This is a genomic window from Streptomyces hypolithicus (genome assembly GCF_052934925.1).
This window is the reverse complement of sequence record NZ_CM128811.1, coordinates 1,416,209-1,439,325: the sequence shown is the minus strand read 5'-3', so window position 1 is coordinate 1,439,325 and position 23,117 is coordinate 1,416,209. Positions and strand designations below refer to the sequence as shown.

Genomic DNA, 23,117 nt, shown 5'->3' with positions numbered 1-23,117 from the left:
CGGGTCGGGTTAACGGGAGGACGAGACGGTGGCTGGCGAACAGCGGGCGGTGGTACCCGCGGAGGCACGGGAGCGGCATGCACAGCTTGCTGAGCAGGTCGAGGAGCACCGCTTCCGCTATTACGTGAAGGACCAGCCGGTCGTCAGCGACGCCGAGTTCGACCGGCTGCTGCGCGAGCTGTCGGCGCTGGAGGACGAGCACGCCGAGCTGCGGACGCCCGACTCGCCGACGCAGAAGGTCGCGGGGGCGTACGAGACGGACTTCACGGCGGTCCAGCACCGCGAACGCATGCTCTCCCTCGACAACGCCTTCGACGACGACGAGCTCAAGGCCTGGGGCGACCGCCTCGCGGCCGAGCTGGGCGCCGTCCCGTACCACTTCCTGTGCGAGCTGAAGGTGGACGGCCTCGCGGTCAATCTGACGTACGAGAAGGGCCGGCTGACCCGGGCCGCGACGCGTGGGGACGGGCGCACCGGTGAGGACATCACGCCCAACGTCCGTACGATCGCGGGCATCCCGGAGCGGTTGAAGGGCGACCACATCCCCGACCTGGTCGAGATCCGCGGCGAGGTCTTCTTCCCCATGGAGAAGTTCCAGGAGCTGAACGCCAGGCTGGTGGCGGCGGAGGACAAACCCTTCGCCAACCCGCGCAACGCGGCGGCGGGTTCGCTGCGTCAGAAGGACCCCAAGGTCACGGCGAGCCGCCCGCTGCACATGGTGGTGCACGGTATCGGAGCCCGCGAGGGCTTCGACATCGACCGCCTGTCGCACGCGTACGAGCTGCTGCGCGAGTGGGGCCTGCCGACCGCGCAGCACAACCGGGTCGTCGCGGGCGGCGAAGGGCTGGCCGGCGTAAGGGAGTTCATCGCGCACTTCGGTGAGAACCGGCACTCGGTGGAGCACGAGATCGACGGGGTCGTCGTCAAGCTCGACGAGATCCGGCTGCAGGGCCGGCTCGGATCGACCTCCAGGGCGCCGCGCTGGGCCATCGCGTGGAAGTACGCGCCGGAGGAGGTCAACACCAAGCTGGTGAACATCCGCGTCGGGGTGGGCCGCACCGGGCGGGTGACGCCGTACGCCCAGGTGGAGCCGGTCGTCGTCGCCGGCTCCGAGGTCGAGTTCGCCACCCTGCACAACCAGGAAGTGGTGAAGGCCAAGGGGGTACGCATCGGGGACACTGTCGTGCTGCGCAAGGCAGGCGACGTCATCCCGGAGATCCTCGGGCCGGTGGTGGACCTGCGGGACGGTACCGAGCGGGAGTTCGTGATGCCGTCCGAGTGCCCGGAGTGCGGCTCCGTGCTGCGGCCGATGAAGGAGGCCGACATCGACCTCCGCTGCCCCAACTCACGCTCCTGCCCCGCCCAGTTGAGGGAGCGGCTGTTCTACCTGGCCGGCCGGAAATCGCTTGACATCGAGAACTTCGGGTATGTCGCCGCGGCCGCGCTCACCAGACCGCTGGAACCGGCCGAGCCGCCGCTGCGCGACGAGGGCGACCTGTTCGACCTGAAGTTGGAGCAGCTGCTGCCCATCAAGTCGTATGTCCTGGACCAGGATTCGGGTCTGCCCAAGCGGGACCCGAAGACGGGCGAGGAGAAGATCGTCACCTTCTTCGCCAACCAGGAGGGGGTGGCGAAGAAGAACACTCTGGCCATGCTGGAGAACATCGCGGCGGCCAGGGAGCGGCCGCTGGCCCGGGTCATCACGGGGCTGTCCGTGCGGCATGTCGGACCCGTCGCCGCCGAGGCGCTGGCCCGCGAGTTCCGGTCGCTGGAGCGGATCGAGCAGGCGACGGAGGCGGAACTGGCCGCCGTCGAGGGGGTCGGCCCGATCATCGCCGCCTCGCTCAAGCAGTGGTTCGCGGAGGACTGGCACCGGGAGATCCTGCGTAAGTGGCGGGCCGCCGGGGTCCGGACGGAGGAGGCGGGCGCCGGTGAGGAGCAGGGGCCGCGCCCACTGGAAGCGATCACTGTCGTTGTGACCGGGACCCTTCAGAGTTTCACCAGGGATGGCGCAAAAGAAGCGCTCCAGGCCCTCGGAGCGAAAGTAACCGGTTCTGTTTCGAAGAAGACCGGATTCGTTGTGGTCGGTGACAGTCCCGGTTCGAAGTACGACAAGGCCATGCAATTGAAGGTTCCTGTCCTCGACGAGGACGGATTCGCCATTCTTCTGGCGGAGGGACCCGAAGCGGCTCGGGAAGCGGCCGTGCCCACCGAGGAGTAGGGGTGGCGCGGGGCGGGGAAAGGGGCGGTGAGAGGGGTGAACCACCGCGGCCGGACCACCCGTTCGGCGCATAGCAGACGGACCGGGGTGGCTGGGTCGCATTCGGGCAACAGCGGTGGACCGCTGCCCGCGAGAGCCATCCGCGGCCTACTGTTGAGACGTGCGCCTGTCGTGCACGGCTGCAATGGCGTACCCCTGCTCAGGAAGAGCCGGGGGAAGGAACGCAGTCGTGATGGCACGGACAACGGAACCATCGCGTCGCACGGGCACCGCCGGCTGTGAGAGGGACGGAATGAAACCGAGCGAGAGTGCCGACCCGGCTTCACGGCTGCGGCGGTGGGCAGGCGCCCCGCGGACGCTTCCCGCCGCCGTCGTCACACTGGCTGCCCTCGTCCTGGTCTCCGGGTTCGTCTCCGCCCTGAGCGGCCACCGCGCACTGTTCCCCGACGGGACCGTCGGCTGGTCCCTCACCCTGCTCACCGGCATCATCGTGTGCCACCTGGTCGCCCTCGGCCGGGACCGGTGGTGGGGCGGCACCGGATCGGGCGCCGCGCTCACCCTCGCCGTCTTACTGCTCTACGGCTGGGTGCCCGCCGGGCTCGTCAGTCTCGCCGTCGTGGTCCTGGTCGGTGTGGCGCGCAGGCACCGCTGGCGGCAGGGGCTGCTGCACGGCGCGGCGGACATCCTTGGAATCGGCGCCGCGGCGCTCGTGCTGGCCGGGTTCGGCGACGTACCGACCATCGAGAGGCCGTGGAATCCACTGGAATGGGGGATCGACGCGGTCCCCGAGCTGGTGCTGGCGGCCACCGCGTATATCGCCCTGACCCGCATGCTGCTGTGGTACGCGCTGGCGCCGCGCGGCGCACGGCTGCCGTCCGTCGCCCGGACGGCCTTGTACCGGCAGGCGCTGGTCGCGGTGGCGCTGCTCGGCATCGCCCCGCTGATGTGCGTGGTCGCGGTGGCACTGCCGGTGCTGCTGCCGCTCTTCGCGGTACCTCTGATCGCGCTGGACTCCACGCTGTGGATCGCCAGGGCGCGCGCGGAGGAGCAGCTGCGGGACCCGTTGACCGGACTGCCCAACCGGCAGTGGCTGTTGGAACGAACCAGGCCGGCGCTGGAAGAAGCGGAGAACATCGGGGCCAGGTCCGCCCTCGTCCTGATCGACCTCGACCGTTTCCGGGCCGTCAATGACACGCTGGGGCATCTGGCGGGGGACCGGCTGCTGCTCCAGATCGCGGACCGGCTGCGGCTGGCCCTGCCGCGCGGGGCGGAGGCCGCGCGGCTCGGCGGCGACGAGTTCGCGGTGCTTCTGCCGACCGCCGACTCCACGACCAGCGCCCAGCGGGTCGCCCGGCACCTGGTGGCGGAACTCTCCTCACCGCTCGACCTGGACGGCCTGACGCTCGTCCTGGAGGCCAGCGCGGGCGTCGCCGTCTTCCCCGACCACGCGCTCGACCCGGAGGGCCTGCTGCGGCGGGCGGACGTGGCGATGTATCAGGCCAAGCGGGACCGTACGGGCGTGGAGGTCTACGAGTCCAATCGGGACAGCAACACGCCGGACCGCCTTGGCCTGTTGGCCGATCTGCGGCGGGCGCTGGACGCGAGCGAGGTCGAGCTGCACTACCAGCCCAAGGTCCGCTTCGACGGGCAGGTCGCGGGCCTCGAAGCGCTGGTGCGGTGGGAGCACCACGAGCGGGGGCGGGTCCCCCCGGACGAGTTCATCGCCATCGCCGAGTCGTCGGGACTGATGCCGCACCTCACGGAGTACGTCCTGGAGAGCGCGCTCGCGCAGGTCGCGCGGTGGCGGGCGCAGGGCTTGGACGTGCCGGTGGCGGTCAACGTCTCACCGCGCGACGTGCACACCCCCGGCTTCGCCGGCGCGGTCGCCGCGCGGCTCGCCCGGCACGGGGTCCCCGCCGGGTCCCTCCAGCTGGAGATAACGGAGCACGTGCTGCTGGAGGATCCGCAGCGGGCGGCGGACACGCTGGCCGGGCTGACCGGCCACGGCGTGAAGATGTCGCTGGACGACTTCGGTACGGGCTACTCCTCGCTGGTCCACCTCCGCAGGCTCCCGGTGAGCGAGCTCAAGATCGACCGGTCGTTCGTGGCCCGGCTCGCGGTCGACAACGAGGACGCGGAGATCGTCCGGTGCACGGTCGACCTGGCGCACTCGCTGGGCCTGCTGGTCGTGGCGGAGGGCGTCGAGGACGACGAGACCTGGGAGCGGCTGCGGGACCTCGGGTGCGACGCGGTGCAGGGCTGGCTGGTGGCGGCCGCGATGCCGCCCGACGAGGCGACGGCGTGGCTGCGGGCCCGGGGCGAGCGGGGCTGGCACCGCCAGGACGACCTGGACCGGTTCGCTGCGGCGGCCCTGGAGGCGGCGAAGCACGCGTCCCCGTCGGGCCAGCCGGTCCAGTAGCCCGGGCCATGCCCGGCCCCGGCGGGTGCGCCCAGCCCGCGGCGCGCGCGGGGGGCACCCATAAGCACCGGCCCCGGGGTCCCGGACCCGGCACCCCGCCCCGCCCCATAGGATTGGGCCAAAACCCGCACACTCACCCCTGAGGATCGCCGCATGCCTGGCATCACGCGCGAGGAGGTCGCCCACCTCGCACGGCTGGCGCGTCTGGAGCTGAAGGGCGAAGAGCTCGATCACTTCGCCGGTCAGCTCGACGACATCATCGGCGCGGTCGCCCGCGTCTCCGAGGTCGCCGACCAAGACGTACCGCCGACCTCCCACCCGCTGCCGCTGACCAACGTCATGCGCGCGGACGAGGTCCGCCCCTCGCTCACCCCGGAGCAGGCCCTCTCCGGGGCCCCTGCCCAGGAGCAGCGGCGTTTCAAGGTGCCGCAGATCCTGGGGGAGGACTAAACACCATGACCGACACCCACATCATCAGGCTCACCGCCGCCGAGACCGCCGCGAAGATCGCGTCCGGCGAGCTCACCGCCGTCGAGGTCACCGAGGCCCACCTGGCCCGTATCGAGGCCGTCGACGAGAAGGTGCACGCCTTCCTGCATGTCGACCGCGAGGGGGCGCTCGCCCAGGCCCGCGCCGTCGACGCGAAGAAGGCGAACGGGGAGAAGCTCGGCCCGCTGGCCGGCGTCCCGCTCGCGCTCAAGGACATCTTCACCACCGAGGGCATCCCGACGACCGTCGGCTCGAAGATCCTCGAAGGCTGGATCCCGCCGTACGACGCCACGCTGACCAAGAAGCTCAAGGCAGCAGACGTCGTCATCCTCGGCAAGACCAACATGGACGAGTTCGCCATGGGGTCCTCCACCGAGAACAGCGCGTACGGCCCGACCGGCAACCCCTGGGACCTCACCAAGATCCCCGGCGGCTCCGGAGGCGGCTCCTCCGCCGCCCTCGCGTCGTACGAGGCCCCCCTCGCCATCGGCACGGACACCGGCGGCTCGATCCGCCAGCCCGCTGCCGTCACCGGCACCGTCGGCGTCAAGCCGACGTACGGCGCGGTCTCCCGCTACGGCATGGTGGCGTTCTCGTCCTCGCTCGACCAGGGCGGCCCCTGCGCCCGTACGGTCCTGGACGCCGCGCTGCTGCACGAGGTCATCGCCGGGCACGACCCGCTCGACTCGACCTCCATCGACGCCCCGGTCCCACCGGTCGTCGAGGCCGCCCGCAACGGTTCCGTCGCCGGCATGCGCGTCGGCGTCGTCAAGCAGTTCCGCGGCGAGCACTACCAGGCCGGCGTCATGCAGCGCGTCGACGAAGCCGTCGCGCTGATGAAGGAGCTCGGCGCCGAGATCGTCGAGCTGGACTGCCCGTCCTTCGACCTCGGCCTCTCCGCGTACTACCTGATCGCGCCCTCGGAGTGCTCCTCCAACCTCGCCCGCTTCGACGCCATGCGCTACGGCCTGCGCATCGGCGACGACGGCACGAAGTCCGCCGAGGAGGTCACCGCCCTCACCCGTGAGGCCGGCTTCGGCGACGAGGTCAAGCGCCGGATCATTCTCGGTACGTACGCACTCAGCTCCGGCTACTACGACGCCTACTACGGATCCGCCCAGAAGGTCCGCACGCTGATCACCCGCGACTTCGAGAAGGCCTTCGAGCAGGTCGACGTGATCGTCTCGCCGACCACGCCCACCACCGCCTTCCCGATCGGCGAGCGCGCCGACGACCCGATGGCGATGTATCTTGCGGACCTGTGCACGATCCCGACCAACCTGGCCGGCAACGCCGCCATGTCCCTCCCGTGCGGTCTCGCACCGGAGGACGGCCTGCCGGTCGGACTGCAGATCATCGCCCCCGCGATGAAGGACGACCTGCTTTACAGGGCAGGAGCTGCAGTAGAAGCGGCCCTCGTGGAAAAGTGGGGCCACCCGCTACTTGAGGAGGCACCGTCGCTATGAGTCCCATGACTGTCAAGGCCAAGGGTTTCAAGAAGTCCAAGCCCGCCACCTACCTGTCGATCGGCACCACCGCGTTCAGTGCGATCGGTGTCGTCAAGCAGGCCAGGATGGCCCGCAAGGACAACGACACGCTCCGGCTCGTCGACGCCGTCATCTCCGCCGCCGCCATCGCCACCGGCATCGCTCTGCTCTATCGCGAGCTGAAAAAGCTCGGCGACGACGACGTTCTGCTGGGCTGAGAGGGAAAGTTTCACCGTGACCGTCACTGAACTGGTGTCGTACGAGGACGCACTCGCGGCCTACGACCCCGTCATGGGCCTGGAGGTCCATGTCGAGCTCGGCACAAAGACGAAGATGTTCTGCGGCTGCTCCACGGAGCTGGGCGCGGACGCCAACTCGCAGACGTGCCCCACCTGCCTCGGTCTGCCCGGCTCGCTGCCCGTCGTCAACGCGATCGGCGTCGAGTCGGCCATCAAGATCGGCCTCGCGCTGAACTGCGAGATCGCCGAGTGGTGCCGATTCGCCCGGAAGAACTACTTCTATCCGGACATGCCGAAGAACTTCCAGACCTCCCAGTACGACGAGCCGATCGCCTTCAACGGCTATCTGGACGTTCAGCTGGAGGACGGCGAGATCTTCCGTGTGCAGATCGAGCGCGCCCACATGGAGGAGGACACCGGCAAGTCGACGCACGTCGGAGGCGCCACCGGACGTATCCACGGCGCGTCCCACTCCCTGCTCGACTACAACCGGGCCGGCATCCCGCTCATCGAGATCGTCACCAAGCCGATCGAGGGCGCCGGCGAGCGCGCCCCCGAGGTCGCGAAGGCGTACGTCGCCGAACTCCGCGAACTCATCAAGGCGCTCGGCGTCTCCGAGGCGCGCATGGAGCAGGGCCAGATGCGCTGCGACGTGAACCTCTCGCTGCGCCCGCACGGCCGGGAGCAGTTCGGCACCCGCTCCGAGACGAAGAACGTCAACTCTCTTCGCTCGGTGGAGCGCGCCGCCCGCTTCGAGATCCAGCGGCACGCCGCCGTCCTCGACGCCGGGGGCACGATCGTGCAGGAGACCCGGCACTTCCACGAGGAAGACGGCTCCACCACGGCCGGCCGCATCAAGGACAATGCCGAGGACTACCGGTACTTCCCGGAGCCGGACCTGGTGCCCGTGGCCCCCGCGCGCGACTGGGTCGAGGAGCTCCGCAAGGGCCTCCCCGAGCTGCCGCGGCTGCGCCGCAACCGCCTCCGCGAGGAGTGGGGAGTCGGCGAGCACGACATGCAGTCGATCCTGAACGCCGGTGCGATCGACCCGATCGTCGCCACCATCGAGGCCGGTGCGGACGCGGCCTCGGCGCGCAAGTGGTGGATGGGCGAGCTGGCCCGTAACGCCAACGAGACGGGCCGCGACCTCGCGTCGCTCCCGGTCACACCGGAGCAGGTCGCCCGCGTCACCGCGCTGGTGAAGGAGGGCTCGCTCAACGACAAGCTGGCCCGCCAGGTCTTCGAGGGCGTCCTCGCGGGCGAGGGCGGCCCGGACGACGTCGTCGAGAAGCGCGGATTGAAGATCGTCTCGGACGAAGGCGCGCTCGGCACCGCCGTGGACGAGGCCATCGCCGCCAACGCCGGCATCGCGGACAAGATCCGCAGCGGCAAGGTCGCGGCGGCCGGAGCGCTGGTCGGCGCGGTCATGAAGGCGACTCGGGGCCAGGCGGACGCGGCGCGCGTGCGGGAACTGATTCTTGAGCGGCTTGCCCCGAAAGAATAGTTGAGCACAGTTTGGAGAAGCTGGGCGTCGAGGGCTGACGAGCGACTGCGTAGGTACGTACGAAAAGAGGCGGCCCGCACCGATCATGGTGCGGGCCGCCTCTTCGTGTCGGCCGTCAGGCGGCGAGGGGACGAAGGCCGACCAGGCGGCCGGGGCGACGGTCAGGACCGGGCCGCCGGTGACCTTGGAGTCGCGAATGTGGACTGCGGCGGGGTGGGCGGCCACCTCGACGCAGGCACCGCCCTCGGAGCCGCTGTAGCTCGACTTGCGCCAGTCGTAGGCGACTTCGAGGCAGTTGCCACCTTCGTCACCGCTGTAGCTGGACTTGAACCACTTCAGTGCTGCGGGGGGTCATGACTCTCCTGCCAGATCGTCCAGCAGGCCCATGCTCTCCTCGGGGGTGAGGGCCTGTGATCGCAGCATCCCATTTCTGCTGGAGCACACTGAAACCGACGGGTTCGCTTATTCCTGAGTGTGTCTGGGCGAGAACCCGCTGGTCTCTCCCCCGTGTTGGGGGCAGTGTGCGACGGGTTCAGTGCCTGTTGTCGGCGTACACATGAACGTCCCCAGCCGCGTACGGATGAACGTCACCTGACGGCTGGGGTCGTTCATCCGTACGCAACTGGGGAGAGAAGTCCGTACTCCGACACCTGTTTTCGAAGCCCTGGCAGGTCTAAGCTCGGCGGATGACCTTGGAATGGGAACAGGTAATTGTTCACTCGGTAGATCCGGTGGCCTTGGGGCAGTGGTGGGCTACGGCTCTTGGTTGGGTTGTGGTCCACTCCTCTGATGAGGAGTTCGAGATCCGCCCGGAGCCGGATCGCCTGCCGGGGTTGGACTTCGTCCGGCTTGATGAGAGCAAGAAGGTTAAGAGCCGACTGCATCTCGACTTCAGGCCTGATGACCAGGACGCCGAGGTGGCTCGTCTGGTGGCTCATGGCGCACAGCGTGTTGATATTGGCCAGGGTGATCAATCGTGGGTTGTATTGGCAGACCCCGAAGGTAACGAGTTCTGTGTCCTTGGCCAGCGGCGTCAGTAAGAACTCCTTCAGGCTTGGATCGGGTCGGCCTTCTTGTCCGGGTGAGCGGCGGCGACGTATCTCGTTGCGGTCGCGCTGCAGACGCCGAAGACGCGCATGAGGCGGTGGCCGGCGGCCCTGCTCGATGGAGCCCGGGTGTCTCCAGGTGGATGCAGACGCGCTGGGCGAGCTGGGGCTGTGTCAGACCCGCCATGCTGCGGTAGTGGCTGAGCTGGGCGCCAACGACCTCCCAGGAGGGGGTCTTCTTCTTGGAACGCTTCGGTGCCGGATGCATGAGAGCTGCATTCCCACCCGGCGTCGTACTCGACCCAGTCTGTTGCCGTACAAAGAATTTGTACGGCAACGACTCCTGGGGCCGGAGTGCCCCAGATCGAGACAGTGGCCCCATGAGCGACCAACTGCCCCTCTTCCGCGAGGTTTTCTACCGGCGCGAGCGCCGATCCGTCCCGCTGGCGCGGGAGTTCACCCGTACGGCTCTCGCGGACTGGGGTGTGTACGAGCGTATGGGCGACGTACTCCTGTGCGTGAGCGAGCTCGCCACCAACGTGCTTCTCCACGGCGTCCCGCCCGGCCGGGGCTTTCGCCTGCATCTGTATCTGGAGCGCCCGGGGCCCCTTCGCGTCGAGGTCCACGACAGCGGCGGCGGCCACCCGAAGGTCCGTGAACCGGACGGCGAGTCCGGGCGGGGGCTGCTGTTGGTCGCCGCGCTCGCGGACTGCTGGGGGGTGGGGGAGCGTGACCCCGGCAAGGTCGTGTGGTGCGAGTTCGCCAAGGCGGCGCAGGAGGCCTGAACGGCTAGGGTGGCCCGGCTGATCCTCGCGCCGACGGGCCTCCACTTTCTGTGAGGCCGGCGCCTCGACTCGCGCCGCGCCTCACGCCTCGACTCGCGCAGGCTCACGCCATGGCCGGAAAGCGCTTGGACTTTCGGTGGATCGCCTTGGACGTTCACGGCTGAGTCGGCACTGGGTCTTCTCGCCGTCATCCCGGCTCACTAGCGTCCCCGTCGTACCCCTTCAATGGAGCGCAGGCGAACCATTGGTCGTCGACTGGGAGGTCGGACTTGTCATCGGACATTTCGCGCAGAAGGATGCTCGCGCTCGGCTCAGGGGCGCTCGGCGCCGCCGCGGCGGGGTCGCTGCTGCCGCCGTCGCTTCAGGCCGCGCTCGCCGCCGAACCGCCGTCCGGCGGGATGCGTGCGGTCAAGCACGTGGTGATCCTGATGCAGGAGAACCGGTCCTTCGACCACTACTTCGGCACGCTCCGGGGCGTGCGCGGGTTCGGCGACCGCAACGCCATTCAGCTGCCGGGCGGCAAGCCGGTGTTCGAGCAGCCGGGACCGCTGCGCACCGTCCTGCCCTTCCCGGTCCGGGACGCCGCCGAGGCGCAGCGCAAGGACCTCCAGTACATCGGGGACCTCGACCACTCCTGGGGCGGCGGCGCCAAGGCATGGCGCGACGGGTGGATGGACGGCTGGGTGTCGGCCAAGACCGCCGCCACCATGGCGTACTACGACCGCCGCGACCTGCCCCTGCACTACGAGCTCGCGGACACCTTCACCATCTGCGATGCCTACCACTCCTCGATCCATACGTCGACGAGCCCGAACCGCAACCATCTGTGGTCCGGCTGGACCGGCTTCGAGGCCGACGGCAGCCGCGCCGTCACCAACGCGGCGTACGCCGAGGGCACCCACCCCGGTTACCCCTGGCCCACGTACGCCGAGCGGCTGGAGAAGGCCGGCCGGTCCTGGAAGACGTACCAGGAGTGGGAGAACTTCACCGACAACAACATCGAGTTCTTCACCTCCTTCAAGAAGATCGCCCGCAAGGCGCTCGCGAAGGCCCCCGGCGGCTTCACCTACATGGAGGCCTTCTACGCGAGGGTCCGCGACACCGACGATTCCGCTGAGCGGGCCCGGCTGCTCGCCGCACTGGAGGAGGGCGTCGCCGACCTGACCGGCGCCGAGCGGTCGCTGTTCGAGCGCGGGATTCGGCGTGGTGAGACCGGCAGCCTGGCGGACGACTTCCGGGCCGACGTCGAGGCCGGCACGCTGCCCGAGGTGTCGTACCTGGTGCCCTCCGCGATCGACTCCGAGCACCCCGGCTCGTCGTCGCCGATCGCCTCCGCGACCCTCGTCTACCAGGTGCTGGACGCCCTCGGCGCGCACCCCGACGTGTGGCGGCACACCGTCGTGCTGATCAACTACGACGAGAACGACGGCTTCTTCGATCACGTTCCGCCGCCGGTTCCGTCCGCCGACCACACCGACGAGCGCTACCAGGGCCTGCCCACCGGCCTCGGTATCCGGGTGCCGATGCTGGTCGTATCGCCGTGGACCGTCGGCGGGTACGTCTGCTCCGAGGTCTTCGACCACACGTCCGTGATCCGCTTCCTGGAGGAGTGGACGGGCATCGAGGAGCCGAACATCACGCCGTGGCGACGGGCCGTCACCGGCGATCTGACCTCGGCGTTCGACTTCCGGCGTGGCAGGCGCCTGCCCGACGTCGAGCGGCCCGGCGCGATCCCGCCGTTCACCGGGCGCTGGCGGCCCGTACCGCCGGCGGAACAGCACCTGCCCGTACAGGAGGAGGGGACGCGGCCGGCGCGCCCGCTGCCGTACCAGCCGGACGCGCACGGGAAGGTGGCGGACGGCGTCTTCCGGGTCGCGCTCAGCAACACGGGACGCGCGAGCGCCCACTTCGCGCTGTATCCGTACGCCGGTGAGTTCGCCGCGCCGCAGCACAAGGACGTAAGGGGCAAGGCGCAATGGGCGGTGCCCCTTACCGGTGACCCGGCCGGCACCGGTGGCGCGTACCGCTTCACGATCACCGGTCCGAACGGATTCCGCCGCGAGTTCGCCGGTACGCGCACCGGCGCCGCAGAGGTCTCCTCGTACGTCGACGCACGCGACCGGGACCTGCACCTCACCCTCACCAACCGGGGGAAGGCACCGCTCACCTTCACCCTGCGGACCCTGGCGTACGCCGACGAGGCCGACCTCGAAGACGGTCGGCCCCGCGCAGTCACCGTCAAGCCGGGCCGCAGTCGCACCGTGGTGCACTCGGCGGCGGACGCGCACGGCTGGTACGACCTGGAGATCACCGTTTCGGGTGATGCCGCTTTCCGCCGGCGCCTCATGGGGCACATGGAGAACGGGCGCGCCAGCGTCTCGGGCTGACCGGCAGGCCGGCGCGTGGCGGCCGGGACCCTCATGCACTGCTTCGGTCCCCGGTTTCCGCGCCAGCCCGTGTGAGTAAGCACACGAAAGGGACAAATGATTAGGTTTGGCTGTCAGAGTGGCTGGGCGTAGGTCATGAGTTCTTTGCGGGTTGTTCCCTGTGAAGATCCACGAACCACACAGGGAGCAAGTCTGTTGGCAGCCATCGCACGGTGGTGCATCTCGCACCGGATCGCCTCAGTCCTGCTGTGGCTGCTCGCGCTCGGCACAGTCGGCGGCGCCGCAGTCGTCGCCGGATCGTCGTACTCCAACGACTACCAGGTGCCCGGCACCGAATCGGGCCGTGCCACCGCCCTCCTCGACGCCGGATTCGACGGCAGGGGCGGCGACAGCAACACCGTCGTATGGCACACCGCGGGCCGCGGCACCGTCCAGGCGTCCGGGGTCGAGCAGTCGATGACACGGACGCTGGACGCCGTCGAGAAGCTCTCCGGCATCGCGACCGTCGTCAGCCCTTACGACAGCGCCGGCGCCGCGCAGATCAGCGCCGACGGGCACACCGCCTACGCGGTCGTCACCTTCGACGACCAGTCCGACGACATCAGCGAACCGCAGGCGCGGGCGCTGGTCGACACAGCCAAGGCCGCCGAGACCGGCGAGCTCCAGGTGGAGCTCGGCGGCACAGCGATCGCCCTCACCGAGGCCCCCGGAGCGCACCTCAGCGAGGTCATCGGGGTCGTGGCCGCGGCCGTCGTCCTGTTCCTCGCCTTCGGTTCGCTGGCCGCGAGCCTGCTGCCCATCGCCACGGCCCTGGTCAGCGTCGGCACGGCGTACGCGGGCATAGTGCTGCTCGGCCACCTCATGACCGTCGCCGACTTCGCCCCGATGCTCGGCATGCTCATCGGCCTCGGCGTCGGCATCGACTACGCGCTGTTCATCGTCACCCGGCACCGCAGAGGGCTCCGCTGCGGCCTGTCCGTCCCCGAGGCGGCCGCCAACGCGGTCGCCACCACGGGCCGCGCCGTCGTCTTCGCCGGCGCCACCGTCTGCATCGCGCTGCTGGGCATGCTGATCCTGCGTCTGTCCTTCCTCAACGGCGTGGCGATCGCCGCCTCACTCACCGTGGTCCTCACGGTCGCCGCCTCGGTGACCCTGCTCCCCGCCCTGCTCTCTCTCATAGGCATGAAGGCGCTCAGCCGCCGCGAGCGCGGCCGGCTGGCCGAGCACGGTCCGCAGCCCGAGTTGCCCACCGGTTTCGCGGCCCGCTGGTCCGCCTTCGTCGAACGCCACCCCAAACTGCTCGGCGCGGTGGCCGCCGTCATCATGGTGCTCCTCGCGCTGCCCACGCTCTCCCTCCACCTGGGCACCTCCGACCAGGGCAACAACCCGCAGTCCTCGACGACCCGCGCGGCGTACGACCTGATCTCCGACGGATTCGGGCCCGGCAGCAACGGTCCGCTGGTCCTGGTCGCCGAGGTCGACGGCGCCGACGACCGCGCCGCCATGGACGCCCTCGGACAGACCCTGCGCACCGCCGACGGCGTCGCGTCCGTCGGCCCGGTCGCGTACGGCAGCGGCGGCGACACCGCGGCCCTCACCGTCGTACCGACGTCGTCGCCGCAGTCGCAGGACACCAGCGACCTCGTGGACCGGCTGCGCGACAGCGTCCTGCCGCAGGCCGAGCAGGGCACCTCGCTGCAGGTGTACGTCGGCGGGGTGACCGCGGGCTACGACGACTTCGCCGAGATCATCATCGACAAGCTGCCGCTGTTCGTCGGCGTGGTGGTCGCGCTCGGCTGCGCCCTGCTGCTGCTCGCCTTCCGCAGTGTCGGCATCCCCCTCAAGGCCGCGCTGATGAACGTGCTCGCCGTCGCCTCCTCCTTCGGGGTCGCCGTGGCCGTCTTCCAGTGGGGCTGGGGCAGCGAACTGCTGGGGCTCGGCAGTTCCGGGCCGATCGAGCCCTTCCTGCCGGTGATCATGGTCTCGGTGCTCTTCGGGCTGTCCATGGACTACCAGGTCTTCCTGGTCAGCCGGATGTACGAGGAGTGGCTGGAGACCGGCGACAACAGGCGGTCCGTACGGGTCGGCCTCGCGGAGACCAGCCGGGTGATCAACTCGGCAGCCGTGATCATGATCGCCGTCTTCCTCGCCTTCGTGCTCAGCGGTGACCGCGTCATCGCGATGTTCGGCATCGCCCTCGCGGCGGCCGTCGCGCTGGACGCGTTCGTGCTCCGTACGCTCCTGGTGCCCGCCCTGATGCACATGCTGGGCGGCGCGAACTGGTGGCTGCCGCGCCGCCTCGACCGGTGGCTGCCGCGCATCAGCATCGAGGCTCCCGAGACCCTTCCGGCACGTGCGAAGATCGACGCGCAGCGGGCGAGCGAGCCGGAGGACTCCGAGCCTCCTCAGCTCGTGCCTTAGACCGACCGGCGGTAGGGGAGCAGGATGTTCGCGATAACCCTGGACGACCACGCCGAGCTGCGGCCGCTGGAGCCATGGCAGGCCGAGGAGTACCTCGCCCACATCGACCGCGGGCGCAGCTGGATCGACCGGTACATCGGACTGAGCGCCGCCGCCACGGACCTCGATTCGGCGCGGGCGTTCCTCCAGTCGTACGCCGACAAGCAGGCGGCGGACAGCGGCCGGCTCTTCGGCATCTGGCTCGACGGCACGCTGGTCGGCGGGGTGCTCTTCCGAATCTTCGACGCCGCGCAGGGCACTTGTGAGGTGGGCTGCTGGCTGGAGGAGTCCGCGGTGGGGCGCGGGCTGGTCACGCGTGCGGCGCGGGTACTGATCGACTGGGCGGTCCAGGAACGCGGCATCCACCGCGTCGAGTGGCTGGTCTCCTCCGCCAACGCCGCCAGCATCAAGGTCGCCCAGCGGCTCGGGATGCGACGGGACGGCGTACTGCGGGAGAGGTACCCGTACCGGGGTGTACGGCATGACACGGAGGTCTGGTCGGTGCTGGCGCGTGAGTGGCGCGAGGGGCGTTAACGGCCTGGTGCGCGATAGGGGACGGGCCCGCGACGCCGGCTACGGCACCTCGCCGCGGTGGCGAAACTCCCTAATAGCTCCGCTATGAGGATGCTCCGCCGCTTTGCGATGCACCGCATCCGACGCCGCGGGCTGATCCGCCCCCTATCGCGCACCAGGCCGTAAGACCGACCGGCACTTGGGGGGCGGCGTCGCGGTGTGGGGGCACGCACGCCCCCAAGGCCTCAAGGGCCAGGTGGGACCCCCTCCCGCGTTGTCGTCGACCTTCCCCAAGCTCTCGGCTTCGCTCGAGCAGGGGAGACCCCATTGGCTCCGCCATGCCTCAATCCTCCGCCTCGCGATGCACGCACCCCCACACCGCTCCTTCACCCACCCCCCCCAATTGCCGGTCGGTCTAAGAAAGCTCTCAGAAACGACGCCTAGCGTGCGGAGCATGACAGCCACACCCCGTACTAAGTCCGACGAAGCAGCCGCCGCCGCAGGCGAGCCCGACCGGGGCGACGAGGTCGCCGCAGCAGAGATCAGCAAGGGCGTCGGCCCGGGCGTCACGGACGAGCGCGCCGGCCGTCACGCCGACGCCGACGCAGGCGCAGGCGCCGAGGCAGGCGCAGGCGCAGGCGCCGAGACAGGCGCAGACGCCCACGCCGGGGACGACGGCGTCCACGCGGACGCGGGCGATCAGGCCCCGCGGGTCTCCTCCGGCGTTGCGTCCGGCGCCGGTGCCGTGGCGTCCGCGGTGCTCGGCCTCGCCGCCCTCACCGGTACCTGGATCAGCCGCGTCGCCGCCGAGCGCGAGACGCTCATCGGCCAGCTGGGGACCGCCCAGGGCGCCAGCCCGGCCGACCAGGTCGCAGCGCTCTACGGCAACGCCTGGCACATGACGGCCCTCATCAACGGCGGCTTCGCGCTGCTCGCACTCCTCGTCGCCGCCGTTGTGCTGGTCCGTCCGGCCTTCGGTACGCCCGGCGCCGTGCGCCACGCCGGCTGGATCCGCTCCGTCGCGTGGGCGGGCGTCGCCGTCGGCGTCCTCGGGCTGATCATGTCCGCGGGCATGTACCTCGACCTCTTCGCCTCGATGCCCACACCGCCCGCCGGAACGGGCGCAGGTGCGGGCCAGTAAGCGGGACACGTAAGGCAGCCCGGCCGGGGCCTTAGGGACGTACGCAGACATCCGCGTACGTCCCTAAGGCCCTTCGCGCGGTCAGGATGCGGCACCCTCCCGATGTGCCGGGGCCACCTGGGAAGCGAGAGTCGAAGTATCGCGGAAAGCGACTTCGACCCACGGTCGCACCAGACCGTCACACCCGGGAGAACACCGTGTTCGAGCTCGAGATCCAGAAGCAGCACGCGGCCGAACTGATCCGCCGCGCCGACGCCGAGCGCCTCGCCCGGCAGGCCGTCACCGCCCGGCGCGCCGCGCGCCGGGCCGCCCGTCACGGCGGCCGCCACTCCGGTGGCAACACACCGGAAGGGCCGGTGAGTTCCCTGCGCAGCCGGTTCACCCGGGCTGCCTGACCACCGCGGTGGCCTCGCCGGCCCCGGGGGCCACGAAATTGGCTCTCGTACTGTCAGACCCCTGTGCGATGCTCAGCGATGTGGAAACCAGGTCCGTCAGCCCCGTGTTCGTCGGCCGAGCGGCCGAATTGGCCCAGCTCACCGATGCGCTCGCCCGCGCCACCGCGGGCGAGCCGCAGGCGTTGCTCGTCGGCGGGGAGGCGGGTGTGGGCAAGACGCGCCTCGCCGAGGAGTTCTTCACGGCGGCCTGCGACCGTGGGGCCGTCGTCGTGGCGGGCGGCTGCCTGGAGATCGGTGCCGACGGGCTGCCGTTCGCCCCGTTCTCCACCGCGCTGCGCGCCCTGCGGCGGCGGCTTCCCGACGAGTTCGCCGCCGCGGCCGCCGGCCAGGAGGGCGAACTGGCCAGGCTGCTGCCGGAACTGGGCGAGACGACGCACGCCCGGCACACCGAGGACGGCATGGCCCGCCTCTTCGAGCTCACCGTCCGCCTGCTGGAACGGATCTCGGTCGAGCGCCCACTCGTCCTCGCCCTGGAAGACCTGCACTGGGCGGACACGTCCACGCGCCACCTGCTCGCCTACCTCTTCCGCACGCTGCGGCGCGGCCGGCTGGTGGTCGTCGGCACCTACCGCTCCGACGACATCCACCGCCGCCATCCGTTGCGGCCCCTCCTCGCCGAACTCGACCGGCTCCGCACGGTCCAGCGGATCGAACTGTCCCGCTTCAACCGCCTCGAAGTGCACCGCCAGCTCACCGGAATTCTCGCCGCCGAACCGGAAACATCCCTGCTCGAAGAGGTGTTCACCCGCTCCGACGGCAACGCGTTCTTCGTCGAGGAACTGGCCTCCTGCATCGGCACCGGCTGCACCACGGGCCTCAGCGACTCCCTGCGCGACGTGTTGCTCGTGCGGGTCGAAGCGCTCCCCGACGACGCCCAGAAGGTCGCCAGGATCGTGGCCGAGGGCGGCTCGACCGTCGACTACCCACTGCTGCTCGCCGTCGCCCGCCTCCCCGAGGACGACCTGATCGAGGCACTGCGGGCCGCGGTCGGGGCCAACCTGCTGCTGGCCACTCCCGAGGGCGACGGCTACCGCTTCCGCCACTCGCTCGTCCGCGAGGCGCTCAGCGACGACCTGCTGCCGGGGGAGCGGTCCCGGCTCAACCGGAGGTACGCCGAGGCGCTGGAGGCCGACCCCTGGCTCGTACCCGCGGACGAACGCGCCACCCGGCTGGCCAGCTACTGGTACGCGGCGCACGACGCTGCCAAGGCGCTGCCCGCCGTACTGAAGGCCTCCGTCGAGGCCCGCCGCCGGCACGCGTACGCCGAGCAACTGCACCTGCTGGAGCGGGCGATGGAGCTGTGGGACGACGCCCCCGCCGACGTCCGCTCCGTCCTGCGCCCCCTCGACTACGCCGAGGTGTACCCGCCCTGCGGCTGCGACCCGGCCACCACGCCGCTGCGTTACCTCGACCTCATGGCCGAAGCCACCGTGGCGGGCCGTTTCGGAGGCGAGCGCGAACGGGCACTGAAGATCGCGAAGAAGGCCGTGCGACTGCTGGAGGGCGAGGGCGATCCGCTCCGCGAGGCCTGGTTCTGGGTCCAGCGCTGCAAGTTGATGTCGAACTTGTCGCGCGGCGACGGCTGGGCCGAGCTCGCCGCGGCCCGTGACCTGGTGCGTGGGCTGCCGCCGTCCGCCGTCCACGCCGAGGTCCTCGCCCAGGTCGCGGGCTGGGGCATGCTGCACGAACCGGGCCCCGACACCCTGGTCGCGGCCGAACAGGCCGTGGAGTACGCCCGCATGGTCGGCGCCGGGGACACCGAACTCACCGCCCGGATCACCCTCGGCATCCTGATGGTCGACTCCGGGGACATCGAGGACGGCCTCACCATGCTGAACGCCGTCAGGGAGCAGGCGGTCGAGCAGGGTCCCGCCACGGTGGCGGGCCGCAGCCACGTGAATCTCCCCTCCCAGCTGGAAGCGGTCGGGCGCTCCCGGGAGGCAGTCGGCATAGCAGAGGAGGGCGTTGCCTACTCCCAGAAGTACGGCCTCGCGGAGAACGAGGCCTGGGTCCGCGGCAACCTCGCCGAATCGCTGGTCTCCCTCGGGCGCTGGAGCGAAGCGGTCGAGCACGCCGTCAGCATCGAACGTGCTTCCGTGCCCAGCGCCAAGCCCCGTGGCTCCGCCGCCTGGATACGGGCCGACGTGGCTCGTGCCCGCGGCGAGCTGGAGGAGGCGGAGCAACAGCTGGCTGCCGCCCGGGCGTATTACGGCAGCCACGACCCCATGCCCCAGCAGGATCTCCCCGTGCACCGGATCGCGCTCACCCTCGCGGCGGCCCAGGGCCGCATCCTGGACGTACGCGCCGGATTCGCCCAGGCCGCGGAGTCCGGCTTCCCCCTCGGCACGCACCGCTACGCCTGGGCCCTGCTTGCCGAAGCGGCGGTGGCCGAAGCCGACACCCGCGGGCTCCCCGCGGCGGAGGCCGGCCGGGCCGAGGCGCTGGAGCTGATCCGGACCCGGGCGAGACGCCTCGCCACCCCCGCCCCGCTCTGGGACGCGTACGCGAGGTGGGTCCACGCCGAGCTGCGCCGGGCCGAGGCACTCGACACGGCGGACGACTGGGCCGCGGTCGTCGCCGCGTTCGAGACGGTGGAGCGCCCGTACGACCTGGCGCGCGCTCGCCTGCGCTGGGCGGAGGCGCTGCTCGCGGCCTCCACCGCGACCGGTCCCGGCTCAAGCGCCGGCACCGGGGCGGTCGGGGCCGAACGGCCGCGCTCCTCGGCGCCCGGACCGTCGGCAGAGATGCGCCTGCGCGAAGTGGCGGGCGGCGGTGCACGGGACCGGGCCGCCGACCTCCTGCGTCTGGTCCGGGCCACGGCGGAGCACCTGGACGCCCGGCCCCTGGCGGAGAGCGTCGCGCTACTCGCCCAGCGCGCCCGGCTTCCGCTGACCCAGACCCCGGCGTGTCAGGCCCCCGAAGTCCCGGAGCTGGAGGTGAGCCCGGCTGCGTCGCTCGGTCTCACCCCCCGCGAGCAGGACGTACTGCGCCTGGTGGCGGCGGGCCGCAGCAACCGGCAGATCGCCGGAGAGCTCTACATCTCGCCCAAGACGGCGAGTGTCCATGTGTCCAACATCCTTGCCAAGCTCGGTGTCTCCGGCCGGGGCGAGGCCGCAGCCGTGGCCCACCGGCTGCGACTGTTCAGCGACATCCATGACGAGGCAGCAGCCGCGCGGACCGCCCAGGCAGTCGGCTGACCGGAGCCGGCCAGCCGTGCCGCGGCCGGCACTGAGACGCCGGGCACGGCGCGTCGCGCGTGGCTGGGCTGTCCGCGTCGCGGGCGCTGCGTGGCCCCTCGGCGCGCCTTGCGGTGGACCCGCGCGCGCCGTGCGGTGCATCCGCGCCGGGCGCCGCCGCCTGCCGGTCAGGGCCGCCGCGCCGCCGCGCCGTGGCCCGTGGCCTACTGCACCTCCAGGTCCAGGATCCGGTCGTCGCCGGACTGCGGCGTGCCCCGGTCGTCCGTCTCGCTCGTCACCAGCCACAGTTTGTGGCCGCCCGCCGCCACCACGGTGCGCAGCCGGCCGTACTTCTCCGCCAGGAACGACTCGGGGTCGGCCACCGGCTTCACGCCGTCCAGCGGGATCCGCCACAGCCGTTCGCCGCGCAGCCCCGCCATCCAGACGGAGCCCTCGGCGTACGCGATGCCGCTCGGCGAGGCCTCCGATGTCTTCCACTGCGCCACCGGGTCGACGAAGCCCTCCTGGCCGGCCTTGCCCTCCACCTCGGGCCAGCCGTAATTGGCGCCCGGGCGGATCTCATTGAGCTCGTCCCAGGTGTCCTGGCCGAACTCGGCCGCCCACAGCCGTTTCTCACCGTCCCAGGCCAGCCCCTGCACATTGCGGTGTCCGTACGAATAGACGACCGAATCCGACTCCGGATTGCCCTGCGCCGGTTCCCCGTCCGGAGTCATCCGCAGGATCTTGCCGCCCAGCGACTTCCTGTCCTGCGCCAGCCCCGTGTCGCCCGTCTCGCCCGTACCCGCGTACAGCATCTTGTCCGGGCCGAAGGCGATCCGGCCGCCGTTGTGGATCGTCCCCTTCGGGATGCCCCGCAGGACCGTATCGGGTGCGCCCAGCTGCTGTCCCGCAGGCTTCTTCTCGTCGTACATCATGCGGGCGATGCGGTTGTCGGACGCGGTGGTGAAGTACGCGTAGACCATGCCGTCCGAGGCGAAGGACGGCGAGACGGCCAGGCCCATCAGGCCGCCTTCACCGGCGGGTGCGACGCCCGGCACGGTGCCGATTTCGGTCTTCTCGCCGCTGTTCTTGTCGACCCGGGTGATCGTCGCCTCGTCGCGCGAGGAGACCAGCAGGTCGCCGCCCGGCAGCGCGGCGAGCCCCCAGGGCGACTTCAGTCCCTCGGTGAGGGTGCCCGTCACCTTCGCCGACCCCTTCGCCGGCGGCGGCTCCGCACGGAACCCCGTTCCGGCCGCGTCGCCCGGCGCCGACTGGCCCGGCGCGGCACTTTCCCGGCCGCCCCGGGGCTCGTCGTCCGCACCGGAGCATCCCGCCACGAGCAGGAGAACGGAGGTGGTCAAAAGAGCTGTCACAGCTGGACGTTGCATGGGAATCCCTTCGACGGCCGGCAGTCGCCGCCTCACAGCAGCTCCTCCTACTCATACACCTCATACACCGCGGACCCGCGAGAGGTTCCCGATCACCCGTCGTGCGGCCTTCCCCCGCTGCCGGTCGGTCCAACCTCTGCGCATACGCGCCCTTCGCATAGCCTCCAGAGCATGACCGCAGACATATGGCTCCCCGTTCCGCCCGCCGAGATCGTCGGCCTGCCCGACGGCTTCACCTACCGCTTCTGGGACGGTGGCCAGGACTATCCCGCCGATCCCGCCGACTGCGCCTTCTATGTCGTCCCGTACATGAAGGGCCCCGAGATCGCTGCCCGTCCGTTCTCCGCGATGACGTCCGTGCGCGTCGTGCAGACGCTGTCGGCCGGCATCGACCACGTGCAGCCCGGCCTCCCGGATCTCCGCGCGGGCGTACGGCTGTGCAACGCCCGAGGTGTGCACGAGGCCAGCACCGCCGAACTGACGCTCGCGCTGATCCTCGCGTCCCTGCGCGGGATTCCGGGCTTCGTCCGGGGCCAGGACGCGCAGGAATGGCGGGCCGGCTTCTACCCCGCGCTCGCCGACAAGAACGTCCTGATCGTCGGGTACGGCTCCATCGGCGCGGCCATCGAGGACCGGCTCACACCCTTCGAGTGCGCGCGGGTGGCGCGCGTCGCGCGCTCCGCCCGTACAACGGAGCGCGGCCCCGTGCATCCACTGGCCGAACTCCCCGCGCTGCTGCCCTCCGCGGACGTCGTGATCCTCTCCACGCCGTTGACCGAGGCCACCCAGGGCCTGGTGAACGCCGACTTCCTGTCCCGGATGAAGGACGGATCGCTGATGGTCAACGTCGCCCGCGGCCCCGTCGTCGACACCAAGGCCCTCATCGCCGAACTCGAATCGGGCCGGCTGCGGGCGGCCCTGGACGTCACCGACCCGGAGCCGCTTCCCGCAGGTCACCCGCTCTGGACCACCCCAGGCGTGCTCATCAGCCCGCACGTCGGCGGCAGCACCTCGGCGTTCATGCCGCGGGCAAAGCGTCTGATGGCGGACCAGCTGACCCGCTTCGCCGCCGGAGAACCACTGAGGAACGCCGTCCTCACCACCGACTGACCGCCACTCGCACCCTGCTCACACCTGCTCATGACCACGCTCCGAATCCACTCGAATGCTCCGCGTGCCGACATCGTCGCTGGTCGTCACGGAGAGTAGAGGAACTATGTCCCAGAGTGACGAGTCTGGTGTATCGTCCGGTCCAAGGGGCTGCGCCGCGCAGTATCACGGCGCCGGGAGCGACTGGACTGTGAGGGGGGCGACGGACGATGCACGGCCACAGGACCAACGATCCGACGCGGCGGGGCCACCGGCGACCGCCGTCACCCGATCGGGCCACCAGGCAGGGATCAGGGG

16 protein-coding genes and 1 pseudogene are annotated in these 23,117 nt (G+C 70.6%); 15 read left to right on the top strand and 2 right to left on the bottom strand.

Translation table 11 applies throughout. The features are described from left to right. Window positions 1-28: 28 nt before the first annotated feature. The 6 genes from ligA (at window position 29) to gatB (ending at window position 8,359) form a co-directional block, all read left to right on the top strand. The gene (gene ligA, locus ACU6WZ_RS06505; RefSeq protein WP_447032167.1) at window positions 29-2,221 is read left to right on the top strand and encodes an NAD-dependent DNA ligase LigA; all 2,193 of its coding nucleotides are present in this window, start codon (window positions 29-31) and stop codon (window positions 2,219-2,221) included. Window positions 2,222-2,453: 232 nt separating this feature from the next. Continuing rightward, window positions 2,454-4,640 (top strand): putative bifunctional diguanylate cyclase/phosphodiesterase, encoded by a 2,187-nt coding sequence (locus ACU6WZ_RS06500; protein ID WP_447032166.1) that lies wholly within the window; start codon window positions 2,454-2,456, stop codon window positions 4,638-4,640. A 153-nt stretch (window positions 4,641-4,793) separates the two neighbouring features. Further along, a complete protein-coding gene (gene gatC, locus ACU6WZ_RS06495) occupies window positions 4,794-5,090 on the top strand; it encodes an Asp-tRNA(Asn)/Glu-tRNA(Gln) amidotransferase subunit GatC (RefSeq protein ID WP_190154674.1) in 297 nt (98 codons plus the stop codon). Between the two features lie 5 nt (window positions 5,091-5,095). Then, a complete protein-coding gene (gene gatA, locus ACU6WZ_RS06490) occupies window positions 5,096-6,595 on the top strand; it encodes an Asp-tRNA(Asn)/Glu-tRNA(Gln) amidotransferase subunit GatA (RefSeq protein WP_447032165.1) in 1,500 nt (499 codons plus the stop codon). Beyond that, window positions 6,592-6,834 carry a hypothetical protein gene (locus tag ACU6WZ_RS06485; RefSeq protein WP_447032164.1) on the top strand — a complete coding sequence of 81 codons (243 nt, stop codon included), beginning with the start codon at window positions 6,592-6,594 and terminating at the stop codon, window positions 6,832-6,834. Before gatA ends, ACU6WZ_RS06485 begins: the two co-directional genes overlap by 4 nt. Before the next feature lie 73 nt (window positions 6,835-6,907). Further along, complete coding sequence (gatB, locus tag ACU6WZ_RS06480) at window positions 6,908-8,359, top strand: Asp-tRNA(Asn)/Glu-tRNA(Gln) amidotransferase subunit GatB (RefSeq protein ID WP_447033892.1); 1,452 nt, start codon at window positions 6,908-6,910, stop codon at window positions 8,357-8,359. Between the two features lie 132 nt (window positions 8,360-8,491). Here gatB and ACU6WZ_RS06475 read toward each other — a convergent pair. After that, window positions 8,492-8,698, bottom strand: a pseudogene (locus tag ACU6WZ_RS06475) (DUF397 domain-containing protein); the annotation flags it as partial. 347 nt (window positions 8,699-9,045) lie between these two features. Between ACU6WZ_RS06475 and ACU6WZ_RS06470 the strand changes: the two are divergent. The 8 genes from ACU6WZ_RS06470 to ACU6WZ_RS06435 all read left to right on the top strand — a co-directional run bounded on the left by ACU6WZ_RS06470 (window position 9,046) and on the right by ACU6WZ_RS06435 (window position 20,343). Then, the gene (locus tag ACU6WZ_RS06470; protein ID WP_215016539.1) at window positions 9,046-9,399 is read left to right on the top strand and encodes a VOC family protein; all 354 of its coding nucleotides are present in this window, start codon (window positions 9,046-9,048) and stop codon (window positions 9,397-9,399) included. Between the two features lie 386 nt (window positions 9,400-9,785). Beyond that, window positions 9,786-10,190: an ATP-binding protein gene (locus ACU6WZ_RS06465; RefSeq protein ID WP_447032163.1), complete on the top strand. Its 405-nt coding sequence runs from the start codon at window positions 9,786-9,788 to the stop codon at window positions 10,188-10,190. 269 nt (window positions 10,191-10,459) lie between these two features. Continuing rightward, complete coding sequence (locus ACU6WZ_RS06460) at window positions 10,460-12,577, top strand: phosphocholine-specific phospholipase C (RefSeq protein ID WP_447032162.1); 2,118 nt, start codon at window positions 10,460-10,462, stop codon at window positions 12,575-12,577. A gap of 195 nt (window positions 12,578-12,772) precedes the next feature. Continuing rightward, complete coding sequence (locus tag ACU6WZ_RS06455) at window positions 12,773-14,998, top strand: MMPL family transporter (RefSeq protein ID WP_447032161.1); 2,226 nt, start codon at window positions 12,773-12,775, stop codon at window positions 14,996-14,998. Between the two features lie 24 nt (window positions 14,999-15,022). Then, window positions 15,023-15,571 (top strand): GNAT family N-acetyltransferase, encoded by a 549-nt coding sequence (locus ACU6WZ_RS06450; RefSeq protein WP_447032160.1) that lies wholly within the window; start codon window positions 15,023-15,025, stop codon window positions 15,569-15,571. Between the two features lie 433 nt (window positions 15,572-16,004). Next, a complete protein-coding gene (locus ACU6WZ_RS06445; RefSeq protein ID WP_447032159.1) occupies window positions 16,005-16,691 on the top strand; it encodes a hypothetical protein in 687 nt (228 codons plus the stop codon). Window positions 16,692-16,888: 197 nt separating this feature from the next. Beyond that, on the top strand, window positions 16,889-17,086 hold the full coding sequence (locus ACU6WZ_RS06440) for a hypothetical protein (protein ID WP_447032158.1): 198 nt from the start codon (window positions 16,889-16,891) through the stop codon (window positions 17,084-17,086). A 68-nt stretch (window positions 17,087-17,154) separates the two neighbouring features. Continuing rightward, window positions 17,155-20,343 carry a helix-turn-helix transcriptional regulator gene (locus ACU6WZ_RS06435; protein ID WP_447032157.1) on the top strand — a complete coding sequence of 1,063 codons (3,189 nt, stop codon included), beginning with the start codon at window positions 17,155-17,157 and terminating at the stop codon, window positions 20,341-20,343. A 203-nt stretch (window positions 20,344-20,546) separates the two neighbouring features. Here ACU6WZ_RS06435 and ACU6WZ_RS06430 read toward each other — a convergent pair whose 3' ends face one another. Next, window positions 20,547-21,710, bottom strand: coding sequence for a PQQ-dependent sugar dehydrogenase (locus ACU6WZ_RS06430; RefSeq protein WP_447032156.1), 1,164 nt, complete (start codon window positions 21,708-21,710; stop codon window positions 20,547-20,549). A 171-nt stretch (window positions 21,711-21,881) separates the two neighbouring features. On the opposite strand from ACU6WZ_RS06430, the gene ACU6WZ_RS06425 reads away from it, so the two are divergent. Beyond that, window positions 21,882-22,820: a 2-hydroxyacid dehydrogenase gene (locus tag ACU6WZ_RS06425; RefSeq protein ID WP_447032155.1), complete on the top strand. Its 939-nt coding sequence runs from the start codon at window positions 21,882-21,884 to the stop codon at window positions 22,818-22,820. The last annotated feature ends 297 nt before the right edge of the window (window positions 22,821-23,117 follow it).

Excerpts from the sequence above, each read along its gene's own strand:
- ACU6WZ_RS06500 (WP_447032166.1), top strand. The coding sequence starts at position 2,454 with ATGGCACGGACAACGGAACCATCGCGTCGCACGGGCACCGCCGGCTGT.
- gatC (WP_190154674.1), top strand. The coding sequence starts at position 4,794 with ATGCCTGGCATCACGCGCGAGGAGGTCGCCCACCTCGCACGGCTGGCG.
- gatA (WP_447032165.1), top strand. The coding sequence starts at position 5,096 with ATGACCGACACCCACATCATCAGGCTCACCGCCGCCGAGACCGCCGCG.
- ACU6WZ_RS06485 (WP_447032164.1), top strand. The coding sequence starts at position 6,592 with ATGAGTCCCATGACTGTCAAGGCCAAGGGTTTCAAGAAGTCCAAGCCC.
- gatB (WP_447033892.1), top strand. The coding sequence starts at position 6,908 with ATGGGCCTGGAGGTCCATGTCGAGCTCGGCACAAAGACGAAGATGTTC.
- ACU6WZ_RS06470 (WP_215016539.1), top strand. The coding sequence starts at position 9,046 with ATGACCTTGGAATGGGAACAGGTAATTGTTCACTCGGTAGATCCGGTG.
- ACU6WZ_RS06465 (WP_447032163.1), top strand. The coding sequence starts at position 9,786 with ATGAGCGACCAACTGCCCCTCTTCCGCGAGGTTTTCTACCGGCGCGAG.
- ACU6WZ_RS06450 (WP_447032160.1), top strand. The coding sequence starts at position 15,023 with ATGTTCGCGATAACCCTGGACGACCACGCCGAGCTGCGGCCGCTGGAG.
- ACU6WZ_RS06445 (WP_447032159.1), top strand. The coding sequence starts at position 16,005 with ATGACAGCCACACCCCGTACTAAGTCCGACGAAGCAGCCGCCGCCGCA.
- ACU6WZ_RS06435 (WP_447032157.1), top strand. The coding sequence starts at position 17,155 with ATGCTCAGCGATGTGGAAACCAGGTCCGTCAGCCCCGTGTTCGTCGGC.
- ACU6WZ_RS06430 (WP_447032156.1), bottom strand. The coding sequence starts at position 21,710 with ATGCAACGTCCAGCTGTGACAGCTCTTTTGACCACCTCCGTTCTCCTG.
- ACU6WZ_RS06425 (WP_447032155.1), top strand. The coding sequence starts at position 21,882 with ATGACCGCAGACATATGGCTCCCCGTTCCGCCCGCCGAGATCGTCGGC.